Source organism: Halopseudomonas sp. SMJS2, assembly GCF_029866945.1.
GTDB classification, from domain to species: Bacteria; Pseudomonadota; Gammaproteobacteria; order Pseudomonadales; family Pseudomonadaceae; genus Halopseudomonas; species Halopseudomonas bauzanensis.
Genome location: NZ_CP123445.1, coordinates 2,831,267 through 2,849,506, shown reverse-complemented (window position 1 = coordinate 2,849,506; position 18,240 = coordinate 2,831,267). Strand labels below are relative to the sequence as shown.

Genomic DNA, 18,240 nt, shown 5'->3' with positions numbered 1-18,240 from the left:
GCGTCTCCTGATCTGGATATATCCTCGAATGACCCAGTTACTCGCCTCCCTCTGGCCGCTGTTCGCCCTGATTCTGGGCGGTTATGTCTTGCGCCGGGCGGGCTTTCCCAATGCAGAATTCTGGCCCGGTGCCGAGCGCATCAATTACTTTGTACTGTTCCCGGCGCTGCTGTTCAGCAGCCTGGCCGGAGCGCCGTTGAACAGCCCGGCGCTGGCGCGGGTGGCGCTGTGTGTGGGTGTGGTTCTCGGCGTGGCATGGCTGGGGCTGATCGTGCTGCGGCGCTGGCTGGGCTGGCCGGCGGCACGGTTTGGTGTGTTCGTGCAGAGTACGTTGCGGTTCAATACCTACATCGGCCTGGCTACCGTTGGCGCGTTATTTGGTGGTGAGGGGCTGACGCTCATGGCGCTGTTGCTGGCAATCACGGTGCCGGCGGTCAATATCCTGTCGGTGCAGGCGCTGACGTCGGGGGGGAGTCTGAACCGGCGCGCGCAGCTGCTGATCCTGTTGAAGAACCCGCTGATCCTGGCCTGCTTGCTCGGGGTGGCGGCAAATCTCTCCGGCCTGCGGTTGGGCGGAGGGATGGATAATCTACTGACGCTGCTGGCGGCGAGCAGTCTGCCCCTGGGGCTCCTGTGTGTTGGCGCTGCGTTGCAGCCTCAGAATCTGCACGGCGAGACACGTGCGCTGTTGATCAGCACTCTGGTGCGGTTGGCATTGATGCCGCTGGCGGCCTGGCTGCTGGTCGGGCTGCTGGGCATGCCGACGATGGAGCGGGTCACCTTGGTGCTGTTCTTTGCGCTGCCCTGCGCGCCCACCGCCTATGTGCTGGCACGGCAATACGGCGGCGATGCGCATCTGATGGCGGGTGTCATTACCCTGCAGACACTACTGGCGATGCTGACCTTGCCGGTGCTGTTGCTGCTGGTGCTGTGATGTGCGGCAGCCCCTCAACCTGATGACGGGAGCTCCAGCGCAGCTTGTTGTTGTGTGCCGAAGCATGCAACAGGTTGCGCTAGTATGACTCCGTATCACTAAATGTCATGCTGCGGCGAGGCAACGGCCTCAGTCGTGGGATAGCGGCGCCAATTGCTGTCGGGTCCAAGCCAGCAATTGCTGGGTCAGATCCCCAGTCGCCTGGCCATATCCCTGGACCACGTCGGTGATCTGGGTGCTGGTGACCGGCTGCTGGACCAGGAAACTGTGGTTGACATAGATGCGCCGACTTTCCGGATTGACCAGGCGGGCATCCAGCTCGATGACGACTCGGGGTGTGCCATCGGTGTCCAGCTGGAAGCGGCGCAGATTGGTATCCAGATGAACATCCGCATGCAGTGCGTGCTCATCGGTGGTGACGCTGCTCAGCGCGCCGGAGCGCTGCAGGGATACCGCCAGGTACTCGCGCAGCAGCTGGGGTGAGGGATCGCTCCAGCGAACGCCCTTGTAGCTTTGCAGTTGGTTATCGGCGGTGATCACCATGATGCGTGGCCCGCTGAAAGCGTAGCCGGCCTGTGGCGTATTTACCCGCAGTGACAAGGGCAATCGCGGCTCGCTGCTGACGCTGCCGGCTGGCGGCGCCGGGAATTGGTAGACGCTCAGGGCTTCGGATTCGGGTAGTACGGTGCAGGCACCAAGCCCCAGCAGAGCGGTAAACAGCGCGGCGGATGTCAGGCGGCGGATCATGGCTGGTATTCCTCGAAGGTGTCACGGCCCAGCAGGAAGCGTGCGGGGTTGTCTTCCAGACGGCGGGTGATCGAGCGCAGTGCGTTGAGACTGCCACGCAATTCATTGATTGCCGGCTCCAACTGGCCGAGGCCCTGCATGCCGTTGGTGAAGGCTTCACTGTTATCCTGCAGCATGTTCTCCAGGGTTTCGCTGGCGCGGGCGATGGATTCCAGGGTCTGCTCGGCGCTGTTCAACGTCTGGCTGCCTTGATTATTGACCAGGGTGTTGATGCTGCCCATCAGCTCGCCGGCCTGCTGGCTGGCAAGCGTCAACTCGCCGACTAGGGCTTTCACATCATCGCCCTGGCTGGACAGGCTGCTGGCGGCGGTATCGATAGACTCCAGGGTACTGGTGATACGCTCGGCGTTTTCATCCGACAGAAGGGTGCGTGCGCTGATCACCAACTGGTTGATATTGGTCATCAGATCCTCGCCGTTGGCCAGCAGGCTGGAGAGTGGGGAGGGCACGGCATAGATGCGTGGCTCTTCACCATCGATGCTCTGCAGAGGCGGGCTTTGCGGGTCGCCGGGCACCAGCTCGATCACTGAGTTGCCGGTGATACCGGTGAAGGTCAATCTGGCCTTGGTATCCTGGGTGACCGGGGCGGTGGCGCTCAGCCGTACGCGGGCCAGCACCTGGCCTGGGTCGCTCGGGTCGAGGGTCAGCTCGCTGATGTCACCTACCGGAATGCCGCTGTATTGCACGGCGCTGCCGCGGGACAGGCCGGTGACCGTTTCGCGGAAGACCACCGTGTAATAGCGGTAGTCCTTGCTGGTGTTGGCGTTGCTGATCCAGATGGCAAAGAAAATCGCACCGACACCAGCGAGCAGGGTGAACAGTCCGATCATGACGTGGTGAGCGCGTGTTTCCATTAGCGGAACTCCGGCTGATGGCTGGATTGATTGGCGGTGGCCGCTACTGCGGCGCGCCCGCGGGGACCGTGGAAATACTCCTGGATCCAATCGTTCTCGGTGGCCGCGACGCGCTCCAGGGTATCGGCAACCAGGACGCGTTTCTCCGCCAGTACCGCCACCCGGTCGCAAATAGCGTACAGGGTATCCAGGTCGTGGGTGACCAGAAATACGCTCAGCCCGAGGGCATCGCGCAGGGTGAGAATCAACTGGTCGAAGGCGGCGGCGCCGATGGGGTCCAGACCGGCGGTCGGTTCGTCAAGAAACAGGATGTCCGGGTCCAGGGCCAGTGCGCGCGCCAGGGCTGCGCGCTTGACCATGCCACCGGACAGCTCGGAGGGAAACTTGTCACCGGCGCCGGGCGGTAAGCCGGCCAGCGCCAATTTCATGCAGGCCAGATGTTCAGCGTCGTCGCGGCTGAGCCCGGCATGTTCGATCAGCGGCAGGGCGACGTTCTCGGTCACCGTCAGCGAGGAGAACAGTGCGCCGCGTTGAAACAGTACGCCAAAGCGTCGCTCGACCTGGGAACGCTGCTGTTCATCCAGTTGCTGCAGGTCTTTGCCGAAAACCCTGACGCTTCCGGCATTGGGCCGCCGCAGGCCGACGATGGAGCGCAGCAGTACCGACTTGCCAGTGCCCGAGCCGCCCACCACGCCGAGAATCTCTCCGGGGTGGATATCCAGGTCCAGATTGTCGTGTACGGCCTGTTTGCCGAAGCGATTGACCAGGCCGCGTATCTCCACCAATGGTGCTTGCTTGTCGGTCACCAATTCATCTCCATGAAGAACAGCGCGGCCAGTGCATCCATGAGGATGACCACGAAGATCGACTGCACCACGCTGGACGTGGTGTGCTCACCGACCGACTCGGCGCTGCCGCTGACCTTGAAGCCTTCCATGCAGCCGATGATGGCGATCAGGAACGCGAACAATGGCGCCTTGACCATGCCCAGGTAGAAATGCTGCACCGCCACGTTCTGTTGCAGGATGCTGAGAAACATGGTCGGGGATATATCCAGAGCCAGCGAGCAGACCACGGCGCCGCCGAGCAGGCCAGACAGCATGCCGATAAAGGTAAGGATCGGCAGTGAAATCATCATGGCAATGACGCGGGGGATGACCAGAATCTGCAGCGGATTGAGGCCGAGCGTGCGAATTGCATCGATCTCCTCGTTGGCCTTCATCGAACCGATCTGCGCGGTGAAGGCACTGGCGGTACGCCCGGCCATGAGAATTGCGGTCAAGAGTACGGCAAACTCACGCAGGAAAGAGAACGCGATCAGGTCGACGGTATAGATGGTCGCGCCGAAGTCTGCCAGCACGGTGGCGCCGAGGAAGGCGATGACCGCGCCAACCATGAAGGTAAGCAGAGCGACGATGGCGACGGCATTCAGGGCAATCTGTTCGACCTGGGCAACCACGGAGGTCAGCCGCCAGGTCGAAGGGCGCAGCAAACCGAAGGCCAGCCCGGCGAGGGTGAGGCCGACAAAGCCCAGCAGGGTGCGCACATGGTCATGAAACGCCAGCGTGCCCTTGCCTATATTGCCGAGCAGTTCGAATACGGCGCCATGATGCGGTTGCGGTTGCGGCTCCCGCTGCAGGCTGTGGGCGATACGACGCAGCAACACCCGGCGCTCCTCGGGCAGGCCGGCGCCTTCATCGGTCAGGGTCTGGATGCGCTCGCTGCCGAGCAGCTCGGTCAGCAGTTGGCCGCCAGCGGTATCCAGTCTGCCGATCTGGCTCAGGTCCGCCTCGGCGTCGGCAGATTGCTCGTTGCGCAGCCGGCCAACCAACTGACGCAGTTCGGCGTAGTGCTCCAGGACCCAGTCACCACGTATGACGAGATGGGACGGGTCGTCCGATGATCTGGTTACAAAGCGTTGTTCGGCATCGGGCATGGAGGAATCCGTTTAGCGCCACCGGCGAGGGCGGGCTTTATTTGCGTTTTACGCCGAATTCTTCGGATAGCATGCCGGGGTCTTCGTCCGCTTTGGTGGCATAGTCACGGGGCGGTTCGAGCGTGTCGAACACTGGCTCGATACGGTCGCGAGAGGAGACCGGGTCATTTTCCTGCTCCAGCGCGGCCAACAGACGTTGCCGGGTCATGTCGTCAGGCGCGAGATCTACGGCAGCCTGGCCCAGATGCTCCTGGATATCCTGATAGCTGCGGTTCAGGCGGGTGACCAGATTGGCAGTGGTGTTGAAATGGCTGGCGACTTCCTGCTGGTATTCTTCGAAGCGCAGCTGCAGGCTCTCCAGTTGGGCTTGAGTGCTGGATGACTGTCCGCCGCTGATACGTGGCGCCAGACGGGCTACAATGATGCCGACGATGAAGCCCACTGCCAGGGCGATAGCTATTGCAATCCACAGGTTTTCGCTTGTTTCCACCTTGGGTCCCTCATTGAACTGAAACGTGCGGCGCCAACGCGCTGCTTGGGTCTGCTGCTACGGTAACGGCATTTCGCAAACAAGGCTAGCGCCTGTTGCTGCGGGCCGGAACTGACTAGCTTCAGTGTAGGTTATGCGACGCAGGTGGGAATACAGCAGTCACGGAGAAACTGAATGAAGCACAACGCTGAAGACAAATTACTGATCGATGGTCCCGCCGGGGCGCTGGAGCTGCTGGTGACCCGTGCCGAGCAGGCGCAGGCGGTGGCGATCATCTGTCATCCGCACCCGCTGCATGGCGGGACCATGCACAACAAGGTGGTCTCCACATTGATGCGCGCGGCGCGGGACCTCAACGCCAATACAGTGCGTTTCAATTTCCGTGGGGTGGGGGAGAGCGGCGGTGAGCATGCCGCCGGGGTAGGTGAAACCGACGACTGCAAGGCGGTGATCGAGTGGGCGGCGCGGGAGTTCGGTGATCTGCCCCTGTGGCTCATGGGCTTTTCCTTTGGCGGTTATGTGGCCGCTGCGGCTGCCTGCGAGCAGGCTGACTGGCCGGCTCGGGTAGTGCTGGTAGCCCCCTCGGTTGAGCGCATGCCCTTCGCCGATCTGCTGCCGTTGCCGGGGCCGACCACGGTGCTGATGGGGGAGGCGGACGAGGTAGTCGCACCGGCGGCGGTGTTCGGGCTATTCGAGGATCAGGCTGATGTTGAGGTGGTACGCTTCGCCGATACCAGTCACTTCTTCCACGGCAAGCTGGTGGAGCTGAAAGCGGCGGCGGAGCAGGCGCTTGGCTGATTGCCAAGTGGCGGCATGGCAGGTAGAGTACGGGCCCCTGTTTTTCACTGGACCCCACCCAGCATGACGCCTCTTGAACGCTATCAGGCGGACCTCAAGCGTCCGGACTTTTTCCATGATCTGCGCAGGAAAATGCAGTCAGGCATCTGCAGCGGCTCTACGACGAGATTCTCGAGGCGGGTCCGCCGCGCAGTGTCGGCCTGTTCGGCAAGTTTCGTCCCAAGCGCAGCATACCGGTCAAGGGTCTGTATTTCTGGGGGGGCGTCGGCCGGGGCAAGACCTATCTGGTCGATACCTTCTTCGATGCCTTGCCGATCAAGCGCAAGATGCGTACGCACTTTCACCGCTTCATGCAGCGGGTCCATCAGGAGCTGCGTGAACTCAAGGGCGAGAAGAATCCGCTGAAGCTCATCGCCCGCAAGTTCGCCGATGAGGCGCGGGTGATCTGTTTCGATGAGTTCTTCGTCACTGACATCACGGATGCCATGATCCTCGGCACACTGATGGAAGAGCTCTTCGATCACGGTGTCATCCTGGTCGCCACCTCCAACATCGTACCTGATGGCCTGTACAAGGACGGCTTGCAGCGGGCGCGTTTCCTGCCAGCCATTGCGCTGCTGAAGGAACATACCGAGGTGGTGAACGTGGACAACGGCGTGGACTATCGTCTGCGCGCGCTGGAGCAGGCCGATCTGTATCACTGGCCGCTGGGTCAGGAAGCGGACTCCAGTTTGCAATGCAGCTTCGACAGCCTGGTGCTGGAGCCGGAGCATGTGCAGCATAATGCCGAGTTGACTATCGAGAATCGCGCGGTCAAGGCGGTGCGGATGTACGAGAACGTCGCCTGGTTCGAATTCCGCGAGCTCTGTGACGGGCCGCGCAGCCAGAACGACTATATCGCCCTGGGCAAGATCTTCCAGGCGGTGCTGATTTCAAATATTGAGCAGATGAATCTGGCCAAGGACGACATGGCGCGACGCTTCATCAATTTGGTTGACGAGTTCTATGATCGCAACGTCAAGTTGATCGTCTCGGCAGAGGTGCCACTCAAGGATCTGTATGCCGGTGGCCGGCTGGAGTTCGAATTCCAGCGTACCCTCAGCCGCCTGCTGGAAATGCAGTCTCATGATTTTCTGGCTCGGCCGCACAAGCCTTGAGCTGGTGATGACGCGGCGTAACGAAAAGGGCAGCTCGAGTGGCTGCCCTTTGTCGTTATGGAAGACGCTTAAGGTGCGGGATTGGGTTGGCTGCGGTGAATTTCCTCGATGCTTTCCAGGATCTTGTCCGTCAGCCCCATATTGATGCTGCTGAGGTTGCGGTTCAGCTGGTCCATATTGGTCGCACCAATGATATTGCTGGTAACGAAGGGTTGCCGGGTGACAAAGGCCAGCGCCATCTGTGCCGGGTCCATGCCATGGTCCCGAGCCAGCTGTACGTAGCGGGCGCAGGCCTTCTGGGCCTGTGGGTTGGTATAGCGGCTGAAGCGGCTGAACAGCGTGAGGCGTGCTTTCTCCGGTCGCAGGCCATTCAGGTACTTGCCCGTGAGAGTACCGAAGGCCAGTGGCGAGTAGGCGAGCAGGCCGACCTGCTCGCGTATCGATATTTCGGCCATCCCGACCTCATAGCTGCGATTGAGCAGATTGTAGGGATTCTGGATTGACACGATCCGCGGCCAGCCGCGGGCTTCTGCCAACTGCAGAAAGCGACTGGTGCCCCAAGGGGTTTCGTTGGACAGCCCGATATAGCGGATCTTGCCAGCCCGCACCAACTCATCCAGCACCTCCAGCGATTCTTCAATCGGCGTGATCTGTTCCTCCAGATCATGCTGGTAGCCGAGCTTGCCGAAGAAGTTGGTGTTGCGGTCGGGCCAGTGCAATTGATAAAGATCCAGATAATCAGTCTGTAAACGCTGCAGGCTGGCATCCAGGGCGGCGGTGATATGGTGGCGATTGAAGCGGGTCTGGCCGCCGCGGATATGCTGCATGTCGCGGCTCGGGCCGGCAATCTTGCTGGCCAGCACCCAGTTGTCACGCTGGCCTCGTTCGCGCAGGTACTGGCCGATGATGGTTTCGGTCGAACCATAGGTCTCGCCGCGCGGCGGTACCGGATACATCTCGGCGCAGTCGATGAAATTGACGCCGGCGTCCCGTGCTCGGTCGATCTGGGCGAAGGCGTCGCGCTGGGTGTTCTGTTCGCCCCAGGTCATGGTGCCCAGGCACAGGGCGCTCACTTTCAGGGGGCTGCTGCCGAGGGGGCGGTATAGCATGTGATGGCTCCCGATCAGGAAATGAACCGCCATTATTGGTCATGTGGCCAATAATGCCAGGAATGTCTGGTGCGGCTGGTGATGGTTCAACATTAAGGGTTGTAATTTTCTACCACGTTGGCATAATGCCCGCCACTTTCGACAGGATGCCTAGCCTGTCGTTGTTGTTACAGCGCAGATGCCACCCAGACCCACAGAGCCCCCACTGAGTGTCTGTCTAGGCTTTGTTGGCTTGTAAAAACACATATCATTCTGTAAGATTCGCCCTCTTCAATATAAGAGCGGCCTCTGAGGCTAGGATTTAATGAAAACCTTCAGCGCCAAACCGGAAACAGTAAAACGCGACTGGTACGTAGTAGATGCCACTGGTCTGACCCTTGGTCGTCTGGCTACCGAAGTTGCTTCCCGCCTGCGCGGCAAGCACAAGCCTGAGTACACCCCGCACGTGGACACTGGCGATTACATCGTGATCGTCAATGCCGAAAAAATCCACGTGACCGGCAACAAGGCTCAGGACAAGATCTACTACAGCCACTCCGGTTTCCCGGGCGGTATCAAGTCGATCAATTTCGAGAAGCTCAACCTGCGCGCTCCTGAGCGTATCATCGAGATCGCAGTCAAGGGCATGCTGCCCAAGAATCCTCTGGGTCGTGCGATGTATCGCAAGATGAAAGTGTATGCCGGTGCTGCTCACCCGCATACTGCTCAGCAACCCCAAGAACTGAAGATCTAACAGGAGCTCACTATGTCGGTTACACAGAACTACGGCACTGGCCGCCGTAAAACCGCTACCGCTCGGGTCTTCCTGCGTCCGGGTACTGGCAACATCTCCATCAACAACCGCAGCATCGAGACCTTCTTCGGTCGCGAAACTGCCCGCATGGTGGTTCGTCAGCCGCTCGAGCTGACCGACAGCACCGAGAAGTTTGACGTTTACGTCACCGTTCAAGGTGGTGGTATTTCCGGTCAGGCTGGTGCTATCCGTCACGGTATCACCCGTGCGCTGATGGATTACGACGAGACTCTGCGTAGCGAGCTGCGCAAAGCCGGCTTCGTAACCCGTGATGCACGTGAAGTCGAGCGTAAGAAAGTGGGTCTGCGTAAAGCGCGTAAGCGTCCGCAATACTCCAAGCGCTAAGTCTTCAGGCTGCGGCCTCGAAAACGCCCGGTTTCCTTCACAGGAACCCGGGCGTTTCTGTATCTGCGACAAGGTGTCACGTATTCAGGGGCGCATCCGGAACGCCCGTCGCGCCTCGCTTGGGGTAAACTTCGCAGATGCCTGGTTAATGGAGATCGCCTTGTCATGATGGGGCTTTTTCATTACCATCTGTTTCATTTTGTGCAGGCAGTTAAAAACTTGAAAAGCCCTTGTTTCAAAGGGCTGAATTAGCTGATGGGAGACGACTGGATGAGTAATGACGGCGTAAATAACGGCCGGCGTCGCTTCCTGGTGGCAGCCACGAGTGTGGTGGGTGCTGCTGGTGTAGTGGGGGTTGCTGTGCCCTTTGTGGGGTCATGGTTCCCAAGCGCAAGAGCCAAGGCGGCAGGTGCGCCGGTTAAGGTGAATGTGAGCAAGATCGAGCCGGGCCAACAGATTGTTGCCGAGTGGCGCGGCCAGCCGATCTTCATCTCGCGCAGAACACCGGAAGCCCTGGCGTTGCTGGATGAAATGGACAGCGTCGTAGCCGACCCCAATTCCGAGTCGTCCGATCAGCCGGAGTATGTAGACGGCAAGACCCGTGCCATCAAGCCCGAGCTGCTGGTTGTGCTGGGTATCTGCACACACCTGGGCTGCTCGCCGTTGTTCAAGCCGGAAGTTGGCGCCGCTGACATGGGAGCTGACTGGAAAGGTGGCTACTTCTGTCCCTGCCATGGCTCGTTCTACGATATGTCCGGTCGTGTGTTCAAGGGTATGCCTGCCCCGCTGAACCTCCCCGTGCCACCGCATACCTATGAGTCCGATGACGTCATCATCATCGGTGTGGATGAGGAGACAGCCTGATGAGCAAGCTGCTTAACTGGGTCAACGAACGTTTGCCCGTCACTCAGGTCTGGGAAGACCACCTGAGCAAGTATTACGCACCGAAGAACTTCAACTTCTTCTACTTCTTCGGCTCGCTTGCGCTGCTGGTGCTGGTCAACCAGATCATCACCGGTATCTGGCTGACGATGAGCTACGAGCCCTCCGGCGCAGGCGCCTTCGCCTCGGTCGAATACATCATGCGTGATGTGGAGTACGGCTGGCTGCTGCGCTATCTGCACTCCACCGGCGCTTCCGCGTTCTTTGTGGTGGTCTATCTGCACATGCTGCGCGGCATCATGTATGGCTCCTACCGCAAGCCCCGTGAGCTGGTCTGGACCTTCGGCATGCTGATCTATCTGGCGCTGATGGCCGAAGCCTTCATGGGTTACCTGCTGCCCTGGGGGCAGATGTCCTACTGGGGTGCCCAGGTGATCATCTCGTTGTTCGGTGCGATCCCCTTCATTGGTCCGGATCTGGCTCAATGGGTGCGCGGCGACTACCTGATTTCCGGGATCACCCTGAACCGCTTCTTCGCGCTGCATGTGATCGCTGTGCCGATCGTGCTGCTGGGCCTGGTGGTCCTGCATATCATCGCGCTGCATGAAGTCGGCTCCAACAACCCCGATGGCATCGAAATCAAGAAGCTGAAGGATGAAAACGGTATCCCGCTGGATGGTATCCCGTTCCACCCTTACTACACCGTCAAGGACATCGTCGGCGTGGTGGTCTTCCTGTTCGTGTTCTGCACCGTGGTGTTCTTCTTCCCGGAAATGGGTGGTTATTTCCTGGAGAAACCGAACTTTGAAATCTCCAACCCGCTGAAAACGCCTGACCACATTGCACCGGTCTGGTACTTCACTCCCTTCTACGCCATCCTGCGCGCCGTGCCTGCTATTGCTGGTTCCGCATTCCCGGGTGTGTTGGCGATGGGCGGCGCGATTGCCGTGCTGTTCGTATTGCCCTGGCTTGATCGCAGCCCGGTCAAATCGATCCGCTACAAGGGCTGGATGAGCAAGCTGTGGCTGGTGATTTTCTGTGTCAGCTTCGTGATCCTGGGTGTGCTGGGTGCCATTCCCGCAACTCCGGGTCGTACCTTGCTGTCGCAGGTGTGCACCGTTCTGTATTTTGCCTTCTTCATCCTTATGCCGTTCTACACCCGTATGGAGAAGACCAAACCGGTTCCGGAGAGGGTTACTGGCTGATGAAAAAACAATTGATTGCTTTGATGTTTGCGTTGCTGCCGGGCTTTGCTTTGGCTGCCGGCCCCAGCGTGCCGCTGGATAAAGCCAATATCGACCTGTCGGACAAGGCGTCCCTGCAAGATGGTGCCCGCACTTTCGTCAACTACTGCATGGGTTGCCACTCGACCCAGTACCAGCGTTACGAGCGTGTTGCGACCGATCTGGGTATTCCTGAAGAGTTGATGATGGAAAACCTGGTGTTCAGCGAAGGCACTCTGTACGGCGAGCACATGACAATCGGCATGCGCCCGGAAGATTCCAAGGTGTGGTTCGGTGCCGCGCCGCCGGATCTGACCATGGTTGCCCGTGTGCGTGGCGAGGATTGGTTGTACTCCTATATGCGCGGCTTCTATGAGGATCCGTCCCGTCCGCTGGGTTGGAACAATACTGTCTTCGCCAACGTGGGGATGCCGAACGTTCTGGCTGAACTGCAGGGTCGCCAGGTCAAGGGCTGCAAGCCGATGCCGGTCAAGGATGGCAACAGCATCGTGCGTGACACCCTGACTGGTGAGCCGATGCTGGAAGAGCAGTGTGATGTTCTGACCGTGGTTGAAGATACCGGTACGCAAACCGAGGAAGAGTTCGATACCACGGTGCGCAATCTGGTCGCCTTCCTCAGCTATTCAGCTGACCCGATCAAGGAAACCCGTCATCGCATCGGTGTATACGTGCTGCTGTATCTGGCCATCCTGTTCGTCTTCGCCTATTTGCTGAAGCGCGAATTCTGGAGAGATGTGCACTGATTCCGGTCTGTCCGAAGCAAAACACGCGCCCCCTTTGGGGCGCGTTGTTGTTTCTGGGGTATAATGCTCGCTTTCGATAAAGGCCTGGCCAGCGTTTCGCTATGCTGACCATCCGCGGGCGCTTTACCGTAATCGCCACAGGATGAGGGTTGATATATGAGTGTTACCGCCAACAAGCGTTCTTCGATGGCTTTCTTTTCCGATCCGACCGACCAGTATTGTCATCGGGTGCGCATTGTGCTGGCAGAAAAAGGGGTTACCGTCGACATCGTCAATGTCGAGCCGGACAACCATCCGCAGGAGCTGGCGGAGGCCAACCCCTATAATACGGTGCCTACGCTGCTTGATCGGGATCTTGTGTTGTACGAGCCGAACATCATGATGGAATATCTTGATGAGCGCTTCCCCCATCCGCCGCTGTTGCCGGTATACCCGGTGGCGCGAGCCAACAGCCGTCTGCTGATGTACCGTATCCAGCGGGACTGGAGCGTGCTGGTGGATGTCCTCAGCAACCCGAAAAGCCCTGCCGCAGCTGTCACCAAGGCGCGCAAGGAGCTGCGGGAAAGTCTCACAGGCGTGGCGCCGGTATTTGCCGAGATGCCCTTCTTCATGAGTGACGAATTCAGTCTGGTCGATTGCTGTCTGGCGCCGATCCTATGGCGTCTGCCCATGCTGGGGATTGAACTGCCGCGCCAGGCCAAGCCGCTGCAGGACTACATGGAGCGTATCTTCCAGCGTGAAGGTTTTATCGGCAGCCTGTCTGCCGCTGAACGGGATATGCAGTAACCCGCCATTCATCTTTACAGCACAGGAGTGAGCATGGTGCGCATGAGCTCAAGCCGTCCCTATCTGGTCCGGGCACTGTACGAGTGGATTCTGGATAACGACAGCACTCCCTACGTGCTGGTCAACGCTGATTATCCGGGCACCGTGGTGCCAGAAGGCTTCGTGGAAGGGGGGCAGATTGTGCTCAATCTGTCGCCCAGTGCTATCCGGCATCTGGACATGGATAACGAGCGGGTCTGTTTCGATGGGCGTTTCGGCGGGGTGGCCCAGCAAGTCTGGATCCCCATGGGCGCGGTCATGGCAATTTACGCCAGGGAGAACGGCCAGGGCATGGTCTTCGAGATCGAGACTGAAACGCCGCCGCCGGATGGCGATACTCCGCCGGAAGACTCGCCGAAGCCAGCTGGTCGGCCGTCATTGAAGGTGGTCAAGTAAGCAGTAGCTGATAAATACAGCGGCGATGCCCCAAAAGGCATCGCCGTTTTTCATTCAGTCGATATATTCAAACAGCTTGACTATGCGCTGCACGCCGCCGACCTGCTGCACCGCAGCCACGGCGGCATTGGCCTCCGCATGGGTGACCAGGCCCATCAGATAGACCGCACCGGCCTCGGTGACGACCTTGACGCGGCGCCCGGGTATGTTGCTGTCGGCCAGCATGCGGGTCTTGCTGCTGGAGGTGATCAGGGCGTCATTGTTGCGCGCCAGCAATGACAGTTTGGGCCCCACTGTCAGCTCGTTATGCACCACCTTGACTCGTTGCACCTGTTTCACTGCATTGCCTGCCACTTCACGCAGCTCGGCCCGCGGAACCTGGCCGGTGAGCAGGGCCACGCCGTTGTAGCTCACTACATCGAAGCGGGCCTGGCTTTCCAGGTCGGGGTGAGCCTTGGCGACATTGACGCGGGCTTTGGTTTCGATCAACTGGTCATCGATACTGCTACCCAAAGTGCGGGTGCCGTAATTGTGATTGATGGGGTTCTCCCGGGTCGCAGTCAGCACGCCACTGCAGCCAGTCAGGGTCACCGCCAGGATCACGGCGGTCAGGCGGATCATTCTTCGCTCCCGAACAGTTGCCGATCGATCAGATCACACAGGCAGTGGATCGCCAACAGGTGGACTTCCTGGATACGCGCGGTGGAGCGGGCTGGTACGCGGATTTCCACATCTTCGGGCAGCAGCAGCGATGCCATGCCGCCGCCATCACGCCCGGTCAGTGCCACTACCAGCATGTCGCGGTCATGGGCTGCCTGGATGGCCTGCAGGACGTTGCCGGAATTGCCGCTGGTGGAGATCGCCAGCAGCACGTCGCCAGGTTGTCCCAGGGCGCGAATCTGCTTGGAAAAGACTTCGTCGTAGCTGTAATCGTTGGCGATCGAGGTAATGGTCGAGCTGTCGGTGGTCAAGGCGATGGCCGGCAGGCTGGGACGCTCGCGCTCGAAGCGATTGAGCAGCTCGGAAGAAAAGTGCTGGGCATCGCCGGCGGAGCCGCCGTTACCACAGGTAAGAATCTTGCGCTCACTCAGCAGGCAGCTGACCATCAGCTGGCTGGCTTGCTCGATGCTTGGCCCCAGTACATCCATGGCACGGGTCTTGGTTTCAATGCTGTCGGTGAACAGCTGTCTGATACGGTGTTGCATGTCCATAAGAAGAACTCGCTAGCAGGTGAAGGCTTCTCGGATCCATCGGTATGAGGCCGGGTCCGCGGGATCGCCGGTAGCCGCGACAACGTCGAAGCGACAGGACTGGTTGACCAGGTGGGGATGGGTCAGCAGGTAGTGATGGGCGGCAGCAATCAGGCGTTTCTGCTTGCGCCAGTCCACGGTCTCTACCGCATCGCCCCACTGATTTCGTCGCCGGTAGCGCACTTCGACGAATACTACTGTATCCGCATCGCGCATGACCAGATCCAGCTCGCCCTGTTTGCAGCGGTAATTACGGGCGAGCAGGCGCAGCCCGGCGCTGATCAGCAGTCGTTCGCTGGCGCGCTCGGCCTGGTTGCCGGTGCGCTGCTTGTCGGTCAGTTGAGTCATTGCAGCAGTAACGGGGATTCCATTATCGGTTGCAGCTGGCCATCGACCATCTCGCCCCAGGGCAGGACCCGGAGAACCCGGCCATTGCCATCCAGAGACAGGGTGCCGGTGGCGCCGTCGATGCGGGTGTCAGGCTGCTCCTGCATCTGCAGCAGGCGACTGAAAATGCGCTGGGCATCCACGCCCATGGCATACAAACGGCCCATGGGGCCGGCCGCCGTCGGCCAGTTGTCTACCACCGGCTGGTAGAGCGGGTCGGCGCGGGTCAGCAGCCAGGGGATTTCGGCAATCATGATGCCGTCGATATCGGGGTTCGGCTCGCCATTGAGGGATAGCCGATAGGCCCGGGAGGCGGCGTACACCGGGAGGTCGCCGGCATACTGGAATACCAGGGTCGGCTTGATCTGGCGGGCCTGCAGTGGGTCGGCAGCCAGGAACAGGGCGTCCAGGTCCGGCCGTGGCGCGGGTTGTGTCACACCGACGTCGCCGGGGCCGCCCTGCACGTCCTGATTGGCTTGTTGCCTTTCGCGCACTTGCAGCAGCTCGGCGATCTGCCCGGAGATGCGTGCCGGTTCGTCGATGGTTTCGTGGCCAACCAGAAGACCGCCCAGTTCTTGCCAGTGGTCGGCGAAGGCACGCGCCGAGCGCTGGCTCCAGTCATCGCGGTTGGCCAGAATTGCCATCTGTCGATGTCCATCCTGCCAGGCCTGCAACGCAGCGGAACGGGCTTCATCTTCCGGGGCCAGGCCGAACTGGAACAATCCGGGCGGTGGCGTGGCAGTGGAGTCGGCATAATTCAGCGCCAGGGTCGGCAGCGGCAGTTCGGGTAGGGCGGCCAGGGCTCCGACCTGCTGGCGATCCAGCGGGCCGACGACCCATTGCACACCATCGGCCTGGGCCTGCTGGTAGAACTGCAGCAGATTGCCGTAGGCGCCGCTGTCATACAGGCTGATCCGGGGCTGGGTCAGACCTTCGCTGTAAGCGTGGTACTGGGCGGAGAGAAAGCCGTCACGCAGAGCATCGGCGGCGGCGGCCAATCCGCCCGCGAAGGGTAGTAGCAGAGCGATGTGTTGTGGGCGCTCGGCGTGCAGTTCGAGCAGTCGGCTGATGGCCTCGGGTGGTGTGACCGCCGCCGGATGGCTGGCATGCCGGTCCTGCCATTGCTGCATGGCATGGACTTGCAAATCCAGATTGCCATGGTCGCGTACGATCAGCGCCAGCTCCAGCCAGCCAGCCAGGTCGCTGCTGGCGGTAGTGGAAGCCTCGCGCAATTGCTCGGTCGGTGCCTGATTCAGGCTGGCCAGATCTGGGTCAGGTTGTCCTGCTGGGTATGGGCGGGCAGCAGGTTGTGAATAAAGACGCGCTCCTGAGCCGCGTTCAGATGTTCACCGGCGGCGGCCATGGTTTGCGCGCGCAGCAGCTGGATATCCAGTTGCGCTTCGGGCGTCAGGCTGTCGAGCTGTTGCAGCGACGGGTGACGCAGGGCACGCAGCGCGGCAGCCGGTTGGTCCAGCGCAAGTTCGCTGCGCGCCTGCAGTTCACTGAAGCGCTGCTGCTGGTCCAGTGGCAGGTCACTCTGCGGGATCATTGCGAGAATGCTGCGCACCTGATCGAATTGATTGCGGTTCAGAGCGGTCTGGGCAGCATGCAGGCGCAGCAGGTGTGCTTCGGCACCGGAGCGGCGTTCGGCCTGGCGGAGAATGTCCTCGATAGGGGAGTCGGTGGTAGCGGGCAGTTCCGACAACTGACGGGGAGTCGAGGAGCAGCCGGCAATCAGCGAAGCCAGCAGCAGGCCGGCAAGCGGCAGACGATTCATGCGGAGCATCAGGCAGGGTACCTTGTGGCGCGTGAGCAATTGACCTGCATTGTAACCAAGGCCCGTGCTCCCCGCCATGCGCTTGGGTGGAACCTGGTCACGTCCTGTACAATGTGCGACAAACTCGTCACAGGATTCGTCATGGCTGTCACTACCGGTACCTTGTATATCGTCGCTACCCCGATCGGCAATCTGCAGGACATGACGCCACGGGCGCTGGATATCCTCAATGCGGTCAGCCTGATCGCCGCGGAGGATACCCGGCACAGCGGCCGGCTGCTGCAGCATTTCAATATCCAGACGCCGACCACCGCCTGTCATGACCATAATGAGCGGGGCAAGAGCCAGCGGCTGGTCGAGCGCCTGCTGGCCGGCGAAGACCTGGCGCTGATTTCCGATGCTGGCACGCCGCTGATCTCCGATCCGGGCTTTCATCTGGTGCGCCTGGCGCGGGAGGCGGGGGTGCGCATCTGTCCGGTGCCCGGCGCTTGTGCCTTGATCGCCGGGTTGAGTGCAGCTGGCCTGCCATCGGACCGTTTTGCCTTTGAAGGCTTTCTGCCGGCCAAGTCCCATGGTCGCCGCCAGCGTATTCAGGCGTTGGCGGCGGAGCAGCGCACCTGGATGCTCTATGAAGCACCGCATCGGCTGCTCGAATGCCTGGAAGATCTGCTGGAGCTGCTGGGGCCGGAGCGTCAGGTGGTGTTGGCGCGGGAGCTGACCAAGACCTTCGAAACCATCAAGGGTGCGCCGCTGGCCGAGCTGGTGGAGTGGGTGCGCGCCGATGCAGACCAGCAGCGGGGGGAGTGTGTGCTGATTGTCGAAGGTGCGCCGCAGCCGGACGACGGCGATGCGCTGGACCCGGCTGCCGAGCGGGTGCTGGATATCCTGCTGGCAGAGTTGCCGGTGAAACAGGCGGCGGCACTGGCGGCGCAGATCACCGGGCTGAAGAAGAACCGGCTGTATCAGCTGGCTCTGGGCAAGAATGCCTGACCTGAACGGCTTGGTTTGGTGGCGTCGAGGCCGCGGGAGAATCCCCGTTCTTGAGCGATCAGCGCTTGCTGTCAGCCAGCAACCGGGCTAATCTTGCGCCCAGGAGTTGGCCGAACAGTCGCTGTATCGCTTTGGCGGTATGGAGGAAAGTCCGGGCTCCACAGGGCAGAGTGCCAGGTAACGCCTGGGAGGCGTGAGCCTACGGAAAGTGCAGCAGAGAGTAGACCGCCTAAGCGCGCAAGCGCCGGTAAGGGTGAAAGGGTGCGGTAAGAGCGCACCGCGCGACTGGCAACAGTTCGTGGCATGGTAAACCCCACTCGGAGCAAGACCAAATAGGAACCCTATGGTGCGGCCCGCACTGGGTTCGGGTAGGTTGCTACAGGCAGTCAGTGATGGCTGTCGCAGAGGAATGACTGTTCTCGACAGAACCCGGCTTACAGGCCAACTCCTATTTTTTCCCGCAGCAAGATTTTTCTTCTCTTCTGAAAAACACCTCCGCAAACCTCATGTTCAACATTAAGTT

19 protein-coding genes, 1 other RNA gene and 2 pseudogenes are annotated in these 18,240 nt (G+C 60.5%); 12 read left to right on the top strand and 10 right to left on the bottom strand.

The window, feature by feature from the left end; translation table 11 throughout:
- Window positions 1–28 precede the first annotated feature (28 nt).
- Window positions 29–934, top strand: a complete 906-nt coding sequence (locus tag QAO71_RS13425; RefSeq protein WP_280164671.1) for an AEC family transporter — start codon at window positions 29–31, stop codon at window positions 932–934.
- Window positions 935–1,063: 129 nt separating this feature from the next.
- On the opposite strand, the gene QAO71_RS13420 is transcribed toward QAO71_RS13425, so the two are convergent.
- From QAO71_RS13420 to QAO71_RS13400, 5 genes are read right to left on the bottom strand one after another with little or no spacing between them, the layout of a single operon-like run.
- Entirely contained in the window at window positions 1,064–1,681 is a 618-nt protein-coding gene (locus QAO71_RS13420; protein ID WP_280164670.1) for an ABC-type transport auxiliary lipoprotein family protein, read from the bottom strand.
- Window positions 1,678–2,595 carry an MlaD family protein gene (locus tag QAO71_RS13415; protein ID WP_280164669.1) on the bottom strand — a complete coding sequence of 306 codons (918 nt, stop codon included), beginning with the start codon at window positions 2,593–2,595 and terminating at the stop codon, window positions 1,678–1,680. The genes QAO71_RS13420 and QAO71_RS13415 overlap by 4 nt, the downstream gene beginning before the upstream one ends.
- Window positions 2,595–3,401 carry an ABC transporter ATP-binding protein gene (locus QAO71_RS13410; protein WP_280164668.1) on the bottom strand — a complete coding sequence of 269 codons (807 nt, stop codon included), beginning with the start codon at window positions 3,399–3,401 and terminating at the stop codon, window positions 2,595–2,597. The genes QAO71_RS13415 and QAO71_RS13410 overlap by 1 nt, the downstream gene beginning before the upstream one ends.
- The gene (locus QAO71_RS13405; RefSeq protein WP_280164667.1) at window positions 3,398–4,531 is read right to left on the bottom strand and encodes an ABC transporter permease; all 1,134 of its coding nucleotides are present in this window, start codon (window positions 4,529–4,531) and stop codon (window positions 3,398–3,400) included. Before QAO71_RS13405 ends, QAO71_RS13410 begins: the two co-directional genes overlap by 4 nt.
- Window positions 4,532–4,568: 37 nt before the next feature.
- Window positions 4,569–5,021, bottom strand: a complete 453-nt coding sequence (locus QAO71_RS13400) for a DUF1043 family protein (RefSeq protein WP_036989414.1) — start codon at window positions 5,019–5,021, stop codon at window positions 4,569–4,571.
- A gap of 174 nt (window positions 5,022–5,195) precedes the next feature.
- Between QAO71_RS13400 and QAO71_RS13395 the strand changes: the two genes are divergently transcribed.
- Window positions 5,196–5,819, top strand: a complete 624-nt coding sequence (locus QAO71_RS13395) for an alpha/beta fold hydrolase (protein WP_280164666.1) — start codon at window positions 5,196–5,198, stop codon at window positions 5,817–5,819.
- A 63-nt stretch (window positions 5,820–5,882) separates the two neighbouring features.
- Window positions 5,883–6,976 (top strand): annotated as a pseudogene (gene zapE, locus QAO71_RS13390) (cell division protein ZapE).
- 68 nt (window positions 6,977–7,044) lie between these two features.
- On the opposite strand, the gene QAO71_RS13385 reads toward zapE, so the two are convergent.
- Entirely contained in the window at window positions 7,045–8,085 is a 1,041-nt protein-coding gene (locus QAO71_RS13385; RefSeq protein WP_280164665.1) for an NADP(H)-dependent aldo-keto reductase, read from the bottom strand.
- 304 nt (window positions 8,086–8,389) lie between these two features.
- Between QAO71_RS13385 and rplM the strand changes: the two genes are divergently transcribed.
- The 7 genes from rplM to QAO71_RS13350 all read left to right on the top strand — a co-directional run bounded on the left by rplM (window position 8,390) and on the right by QAO71_RS13350 (window position 13,313).
- Entirely contained in the window at window positions 8,390–8,818 is a 429-nt protein-coding gene (gene rplM, locus QAO71_RS13380) for a 50S ribosomal protein L13 (RefSeq protein ID WP_036989420.1), read from the top strand.
- Between the two features lie 12 nt (window positions 8,819–8,830).
- Entirely contained in the window at window positions 8,831–9,223 is a 393-nt protein-coding gene (gene rpsI, locus QAO71_RS13375; RefSeq protein ID WP_036989423.1) for a 30S ribosomal protein S9, read from the top strand.
- Window positions 9,224–9,493: 270 nt separating this feature from the next.
- Window positions 9,494–10,087: a ubiquinol-cytochrome c reductase iron-sulfur subunit gene (petA, locus tag QAO71_RS13370; protein WP_036990232.1), complete on the top strand. Its 594-nt coding sequence runs from the start codon at window positions 9,494–9,496 to the stop codon at window positions 10,085–10,087.
- The gene (locus QAO71_RS13365; RefSeq protein ID WP_036989427.1) at window positions 10,087–11,310 is read left to right on the top strand and encodes a cytochrome bc complex cytochrome b subunit; all 1,224 of its coding nucleotides are present in this window, start codon (window positions 10,087–10,089) and stop codon (window positions 11,308–11,310) included. The genes petA and QAO71_RS13365 overlap by 1 nt, the downstream gene beginning before the upstream one ends.
- Window positions 11,310–12,092 (top strand): cytochrome c1, encoded by a 783-nt coding sequence (locus QAO71_RS13360; protein ID WP_036989431.1) that lies wholly within the window; start codon window positions 11,310–11,312, stop codon window positions 12,090–12,092. Before QAO71_RS13365 ends, QAO71_RS13360 begins: the two co-directional genes overlap by 1 nt.
- Before the next feature lie 156 nt (window positions 12,093–12,248).
- A complete protein-coding gene (locus QAO71_RS13355; RefSeq protein ID WP_036989432.1) occupies window positions 12,249–12,878 on the top strand; it encodes a glutathione S-transferase N-terminal domain-containing protein in 630 nt (209 codons plus the stop codon).
- Window positions 12,879–12,920: 42 nt separating this feature from the next.
- Window positions 12,921–13,313, top strand: a complete 393-nt coding sequence (locus tag QAO71_RS13350) for a ClpXP protease specificity-enhancing factor (protein WP_036990234.1) — start codon at window positions 12,921–12,923, stop codon at window positions 13,311–13,313.
- A gap of 54 nt (window positions 13,314–13,367) precedes the next feature.
- On the opposite strand, the gene QAO71_RS13345 is transcribed toward QAO71_RS13350, so the two are convergent.
- From QAO71_RS13345 to QAO71_RS13330, 4 genes and pseudogenes are all read right to left on the bottom strand, one after another.
- Complete coding sequence (locus tag QAO71_RS13345; RefSeq protein WP_036989434.1) at window positions 13,368–13,934, bottom strand: BON domain-containing protein; 567 nt, start codon at window positions 13,932–13,934, stop codon at window positions 13,368–13,370.
- Complete coding sequence (locus tag QAO71_RS13340; RefSeq protein WP_036989435.1) at window positions 13,931–14,524, bottom strand: phosphoheptose isomerase; 594 nt, start codon at window positions 14,522–14,524, stop codon at window positions 13,931–13,933. Before QAO71_RS13340 ends, QAO71_RS13345 begins: the two co-directional genes overlap by 4 nt.
- Before the next feature lie 12 nt (window positions 14,525–14,536).
- Window positions 14,537–14,911, bottom strand: coding sequence for a YraN family protein (locus QAO71_RS13335; RefSeq protein ID WP_036989436.1), 375 nt, complete (start codon window positions 14,909–14,911; stop codon window positions 14,537–14,539).
- Window positions 14,908–16,727, bottom strand: a pseudogene (locus QAO71_RS13330) (penicillin-binding protein activator). The gene QAO71_RS13335 and the pseudogene QAO71_RS13330 overlap by 4 nt, the downstream one beginning before the upstream one ends.
- Before the next feature lie 141 nt (window positions 16,728–16,868).
- On the opposite strand from QAO71_RS13330, the gene rsmI reads away from it, so the two are divergent.
- Window positions 16,869–17,717, top strand: a complete 849-nt coding sequence (gene rsmI, locus QAO71_RS13325; protein ID WP_036990238.1) for a 16S rRNA (cytidine(1402)-2'-O)-methyltransferase — start codon at window positions 16,869–16,871, stop codon at window positions 17,715–17,717.
- Window positions 17,718–17,819: 102 nt separating this feature from the next.
- Window positions 17,820–18,170, top strand: an RNA gene (rnpB, locus tag QAO71_RS13320) — RNase P RNA component class A.
- Window positions 18,171–18,240 lie beyond the last annotated feature (70 nt).

Coding starts and splice junctions, on each gene's coding strand:
- QAO71_RS13425 (WP_280164671.1), top strand. CDS start 29: ATGACCCAGTTACTCGCCTCCCTCTGGCCGCTGTTCGCCCTGATTCTG.
- QAO71_RS13420 (WP_280164670.1), bottom strand. CDS start 1,681: ATGATCCGCCGCCTGACATCCGCCGCGCTGTTTACCGCTCTGCTGGGG.
- QAO71_RS13415 (WP_280164669.1), bottom strand. CDS start 2,595: ATGGAAACACGCGCTCACCACGTCATGATCGGACTGTTCACCCTGCTC.
- QAO71_RS13405 (WP_280164667.1), bottom strand. CDS start 4,531: ATGCCCGATGCCGAACAACGCTTTGTAACCAGATCATCGGACGACCCG.
- QAO71_RS13395 (WP_280164666.1), top strand. CDS start 5,196: ATGAAGCACAACGCTGAAGACAAATTACTGATCGATGGTCCCGCCGGG.
- QAO71_RS13385 (WP_280164665.1), bottom strand. CDS start 8,085: ATGCTATACCGCCCCCTCGGCAGCAGCCCCCTGAAAGTGAGCGCCCTG.
- rplM (WP_036989420.1), top strand. CDS start 8,390: ATGAAAACCTTCAGCGCCAAACCGGAAACAGTAAAACGCGACTGGTAC.
- rpsI (WP_036989423.1), top strand. CDS start 8,831: ATGTCGGTTACACAGAACTACGGCACTGGCCGCCGTAAAACCGCTACC.
- petA (WP_036990232.1), top strand. CDS start 9,494: ATGAGTAATGACGGCGTAAATAACGGCCGGCGTCGCTTCCTGGTGGCA.
- QAO71_RS13365 (WP_036989427.1), top strand. CDS start 10,087: ATGAGCAAGCTGCTTAACTGGGTCAACGAACGTTTGCCCGTCACTCAG.
- QAO71_RS13360 (WP_036989431.1), top strand. CDS start 11,310: ATGAAAAAACAATTGATTGCTTTGATGTTTGCGTTGCTGCCGGGCTTT.
- QAO71_RS13355 (WP_036989432.1), top strand. CDS start 12,249: ATGAGTGTTACCGCCAACAAGCGTTCTTCGATGGCTTTCTTTTCCGAT.
- QAO71_RS13350 (WP_036990234.1), top strand. CDS start 12,921: ATGAGCTCAAGCCGTCCCTATCTGGTCCGGGCACTGTACGAGTGGATT.
- QAO71_RS13345 (WP_036989434.1), bottom strand. CDS start 13,934: ATGATCCGCCTGACCGCCGTGATCCTGGCGGTGACCCTGACTGGCTGC.
- QAO71_RS13340 (WP_036989435.1), bottom strand. CDS start 14,524: ATGGACATGCAACACCGTATCAGACAGCTGTTCACCGACAGCATTGAA.
- QAO71_RS13335 (WP_036989436.1), bottom strand. CDS start 14,911: ATGACTCAACTGACCGACAAGCAGCGCACCGGCAACCAGGCCGAGCGC.
- rsmI (WP_036990238.1), top strand. CDS start 16,869: ATGGCTGTCACTACCGGTACCTTGTATATCGTCGCTACCCCGATCGGC.